The sequence below is a fragment of the Coprococcus sp. AF21-14LB genome, from assembly GCF_003458885.1.
Classification (GTDB): Bacteria; Bacillota; Clostridia; order Lachnospirales; family Lachnospiraceae; genus UBA9414.
Window position 1 is genome coordinate 1 of record NZ_QRVX01000088.1, and the last position, 5029, is coordinate 5029.

The 5029-nt window shown below is 44.9% G+C and carries 5 protein-coding genes; all 5 read left to right on the forward strand.

Annotated elements, in window-relative coordinates:
* Window positions 1-881 precede the first annotated feature (881 nt).
* The 5 genes from DWX73_RS13690 (at window position 882) to DWX73_RS12820 (ending at window position 4946) form a co-directional block, all read left to right on the forward strand.
* Window positions 882-1043, forward strand: a complete 162-nt coding sequence (locus DWX73_RS13690) for a hypothetical protein (protein ID WP_004614779.1) — start codon at window positions 882-884, stop codon at window positions 1041-1043.
* A 4-nt stretch (window positions 1044-1047) separates the two neighbouring features.
* Complete coding sequence (locus tag DWX73_RS12800) at window positions 1048-1341, forward strand: plasmid mobilization protein (protein WP_242996904.1); 294 nt, start codon at window positions 1048-1050, stop codon at window positions 1339-1341.
* The gene (locus DWX73_RS12805; protein ID WP_055166537.1) at window positions 1328-2437 is read left to right on the forward strand and encodes a relaxase/mobilization nuclease domain-containing protein; all 1110 of its coding nucleotides are present in this window, start codon (window positions 1328-1330) and stop codon (window positions 2435-2437) included. Before DWX73_RS12800 ends, DWX73_RS12805 begins: the two co-directional genes overlap by 14 nt.
* Before the next feature lie 386 nt (window positions 2438-2823).
* Window positions 2824-3315, forward strand: a complete 492-nt coding sequence (locus tag DWX73_RS12815) for a nucleotidyltransferase domain-containing protein (RefSeq protein WP_009263190.1) — start codon at window positions 2824-2826, stop codon at window positions 3313-3315.
* A 212-nt stretch (window positions 3316-3527) separates the two neighbouring features.
* Window positions 3528-4946, forward strand: a complete 1419-nt coding sequence (locus DWX73_RS12820) for a repa (RefSeq protein ID WP_069424533.1) — start codon at window positions 3528-3530, stop codon at window positions 4944-4946.
* Window positions 4947-5029: the final 83 nt, after the last annotated feature.

Below are 5029 nucleotides of genomic sequence, written 5' to 3' on the forward strand. Positions count from 1 at the left end.
CCACCGTTTACAAGTGGTGGAAGTAGGGCATACTTGAAATGCCGAAAGGCATATGCTATAATGCCAGTAGGCAAGAAAGACGAAAGTGCTCATTGTGGCACGCAAAAAGCCCCGGAGGTCGCAACTCCGGGGCTTTTCTATTCCGTTGTGGCAAGGTGGCTTATTCCTTAGGCTGGCTACCGCTATTTATCTCCGTCCAGCCATTTGCAGATGTAGTAGGCGATTACACTTGCCAAGACAGAGAGTAAGAAAGACGAAAATATACTCATGGTGGCACACCCCCTTTCTGTACCTGTATAGGGGTGGTAGCGTCGCTCATTATACCATAGTGGCAGAAATGCCACAAGAAGCCATTTCCCCTTGTTTATTATCAAAGCCATAAGGAAAAGAGTGTCAAGGGCGGTCATAGACCGCAGCGTTTACCCTTGATACTCTTTTTTGTTGGCTATAATGCCGGAGGGGAAAACGGCTGTCCATCCGTTCCGTTACTTCCCCCTGTGCTTCATTGTCCGTTCCGGCGGAAGAAAGTAAAGGGTGGTCTGCGACCATTTTTTATCTGCTGTACTCGCTGATCGGCAAGCCGAAGCTCATACTGCAGATAAAAAACAAGCCCTTGACTTTCTTCCACCTACACTTCCAAAGTCGCCCAAGAGGAAGTAAGCTCCACTATATTCTTGGCAGAATATACGCACGAATATATCCGCTTGATATAGGGTGTCTATCATGCTATAATATGTGTAGCGGATATATTGCAAGTTCCCTAAAGTGTTACCACTTTAGAACTTGTGAGGGTGGCAAGCCCCCCTTCAATCCCCCTTTTTAGAGAGCCGAAAGGCTCATAATTTGACGGTGGTAGCACCGAAGAAAGAGAGGTCAAAGGCATGAAAAAAGAAATGGATAAAATTCAGTTTGAGTACAGATACGAGGTGCAGGAGCTGATGAAAGTAATTGATAAATATGTAAAACAGAACCCGGCAGAAAAGGAAAATAAGACGCTGGAGCGTTTCTTTGACTTACTTGATGTCATGGATATGGAGTGGTAAGGGCATGAACAAGACAAGACCAAAGCAGTTATCATTCCGAGTAAGTGAAGAAGAATACCAGCAGTTGCAGGAGAAGATTTCAGAGAGTGGAAAGAACCAGCAGGAGTATATCCTTTCCTGTGTGCTGGAGAAGCAGATCGTGAATACGGACGGTATCAAAGAACTTATCCCGGAACTGAAACGGATAGGGAACAACCTCAACCAAATAGCAAAGAGGTGTAATGAGGGGGGAATGTTGCCGAGTGAAGCGGAAGTGCGGAAGCATGGAGAGGAGCTGAACAAGTATGGCAGTCATTAAGGCGGTATCTTCAAAGGCGGGCATAGGGCACGCAATAGATTATGTGACGAAAAAAGAAAAGACAGAGGAGAAGCTTGTCAGCGGTCTGCATTGTGAGCCGGAGACGGTCAAGGAGGAAATGCAAGCCACAAAGGAGCTGTGGGGCAAGACGGACGGAAGAACCTATAAGCATTATGTGCAATCCTACCATGAGGACGAGGAAATAACCCCGGAGCAGGCTCACAAGAACGCTGTCGAGCTGGCAGAGCATACAAAGGCATGGAAAGGGCATGAAGTTCTGATAGCCACGCATATAGACAAGGGGCATATACACACGCACTTTATTGTCAATTCCGTAAATTATGAGAACGGTCATAAGCTCCAATGGAGTAAGCACGACCTTAAAGACTTAAAGGAACGGTGCAACGAGCAGAGCTGGGAACAGGGCTTGCATGTGCCGGAGAAAGGAAAGACATTTGCTGGAGAAGTCCGGGAAGAAACGGTGGCATGGAGCAAAGACACCTACCAGCTTTTGAAACAGGCAGAGCAGGGAAAGGTCAAAAGCTATGTGCAGGATATTGCCCTTGCGGTGCTGGATTGTAAGGAAACAGCGACCAGCCGGGAAACCTTTATCCGGCTGATGAATGAAAGAGGGTACGGGGTGGACTGGCAGGACAGCCACAAGTACATCACATATACCGACTTAGCCAGGGAACAGGCAGGAGAAAAGGCTTGTAAAATCAGGGATAACAAGCTGGAAAAATACTACAATATGGATTTTGGAAAGGAGAGTATGGAGCATGAGTTTGAGAGAAATGCACGAACAGCAGAAGCAGAGCAGTCCAAGAGAGCAGCTTCAAGAGTTAAACCGACAGAGCCGGACAGAGCTGGAAAACAGTCTGCTCAAAGAAGCGTTGGCGATGTCGAGCGAGAACTGCGAGGAATTGATGAAGCAGTCAAATCAAGAACAAGTGAGGGCAGAGCAGAACAGGCAGAGAGACGCAGAGCAGAACAGGAAGCTCATCAGCGAGCTGAAGCAGAGCGTAGAGCTGCTGAAGAACAGCAACGAATTGCTTCAAGACGCTATATCGGGCGAGATTGGGAGCCTGAAAGATGAGGTTAAGGAAAACACCGTCCAAGAGGTTAGAAAGGCGTTACAGGCGAATATAGAGGCTATACAGAGGGCTACAAAGCTTCTTGAGAAGCAGTCTGATACACTTACGAGCGTGATGAAGCAGAAGATCCGGGAGCTTGAGGAAAGTAAGAACAGTTTTTTTAGATATGAGGGCTTGAAGTTGTACCTGTTTTGGGGCGGTATGGTCTGCAATATTTTAGTGTTTCTTATGCTGTTGTATGGTATGATTAGTAAGTAAAAAGAAATCGATAAATTAGAATTTTAAAAAGGAGTGTGATGACCATGATTTTTGATTTTGAGCCTTGGCAATTAGATATTGATATTGACTTAACTAAACAATTATATAGAAGTTGTAAAGGAGACTTTGTATGGGTAGAAAAGAAATAACAACAAAAGAAGATTTAATGAAAGTAATAGAATTATTCGAAAATACTGGAATTACATACTGGTTGGATGGCGGATGGGGTGTAGATATTTTAGCTGGTAAACAAACAAGAATTCATAGAGATATAGATATAAATTTTGATGCTCAACATACGGAAAAATTGTTAAATGTGCTTTTGAATCTGGGCTATAAAATTGATACAGACTGGAAACCGGTTAGAATAGAGTTATATAGTGATGAACTTGGTTACTTAGACATTCACCCGTTCGTTTTAAATGAGGACGGAACTTCAAAACAAGCTGATTTAGAGGGTGGATGGTATGAGTTTGAAAAAGATTACTTTGGTAGTGTTTTTTTTGAAGGCAAAACAATTCCTTGTATATCTTTAAAAGGCCAAAAAGTTTTCCATTCAGGTTATGAATTAAGAGATAAAGATAAGCATGATATTTCAATTCTTGAAAGTTTATCAAAATAACATCGCTGTAATTTCTAAGATAAATTGCAGTTTGTCGGTACGAAGAAAAAGGTGCAAAAATGTATTGATAAGATTAGCGGTCAAGGCGAGAGGGAGTGAGGTGTAGATATTGACATCAAAAAGGCACTCCCTTATACTTGACGGAAAAAGGTAAAAAAAACTCATTGATAAGATTAGCGGTCAAGGCGAGAGGGAGTGAGGTGCAAAAGACTATGGCAAAATACACCAAAAGGAGAGATAAAAGAGGGTATGAGTGGAAGTCTGCTTATCGGGAGAAAGAAGCCCTTATGTTGGAGAGGGGATACCCGGAAGTAAGTCCTCATGATTTCTATCGGGAGTTGTTTCCGGCTGGCAGTCTCCAGCAAGAGCCGGAGGACGGAAAAGGTAATATTATAGCGACACAGATTAGACCGTCTGGCAAAGGAAGAACCCGGCAGTGGGTAATTGATGATAGTCTGAAAATGCTGGATAAGGTCATAGGAGATAGGTTTGGGCTGATACCGCCTATTAGTTTTTACGGAAAGTCACACACGAAAGAGAACGCTCATGAGCTGTTTGCGGTGGTGGTGGACGTGGATTATGTAGGCAAACAGCAGTTAAAGAACCTGTTGAAGCAGTTTGGGAATGGTGTGCAGCTTCGTCCGACTTATCTTGTCAGCTCCGGCAAGGGGGTACATCTTTACTATTTCTTGCAGGAGCCGGTTCAGTTGTATCGAAACCGGGAAGAAGTGCTTGCGGAGCTGAAAGAAGCCTTTATTCGGCGGCTATGGAATGATACCAGCTCTATCCGTCCGGACAGCCCGGATATAACCGGAATTTATCAAGGTTTCCGGTGTGTGGGGAGTCAGTCGAAGCTGGGTGTAGATTTCCCAGTAAAAGCCTATAAGCTGTCAGAGAACCGTTACACGCTGGAGGACATAAAAGCCAGCATACCGAGCTGTAAGGTAGACCTTGCTCCGTTGTACGAGAAGCCGAGAAGAAAAAGTACCGTTACGCTGGAAGAAGCAAAGGAGCTGTACCCGGAATGGTATGAGAAGCGGATCGTGCAGGGAGAGCCGAAGCAGAAAAGTAAGAAGCAGGGCGGTACGTGGGTATGTAACGAAGCTTTATATGAGTGGTGGAAACGGAAAATAACCGAGGAAGTGAAAGCCGGAGGGCGTTACTTTTCTATTATGGCGTTGTGCTCTTATGGCTTGAAGTGTGGCATATCCGAGCAGAAGATACGGAGAGACGCCTATGCGTTCCTGGACCATTTAGAGAGCCTTACCGAGGACGAGGACAACCATTTCAGCCGGGCAGATGTGAAAGACGCTCTCCGGGCATTGAAAGGGGACAGAAAAAGGCTGTCAACGATAGCAAGCCGGGAATGGATAGAGGACAACACAAAGGTTACGATACCAGCAAATAAGCGGAATTACAGAAAGCAAAAAGACCATGTAAAGGTTATGAATACTATGAAAGCTTTAAAAAAGCAGTTAGGAGAAGAAGTAAAAGAGGGTAGACCAAAAGGGAGTGGAACAGCGGAGCAGACAGTCAGAGAATGGCAGGAGAGCCACCCAGCAGGAAAGAAAGCGGACTGCATTCGAGAGACAGGATTGAGCAAGCCCACCGTTTACAAGTGGTGGAAGTAGGGCATACTTGAAATGCCGAAAGGCATATGCTATAATGCCAGTAGGCAAGAAAGACGAAAGTGCTCATTGTGGCACGCAAAAAG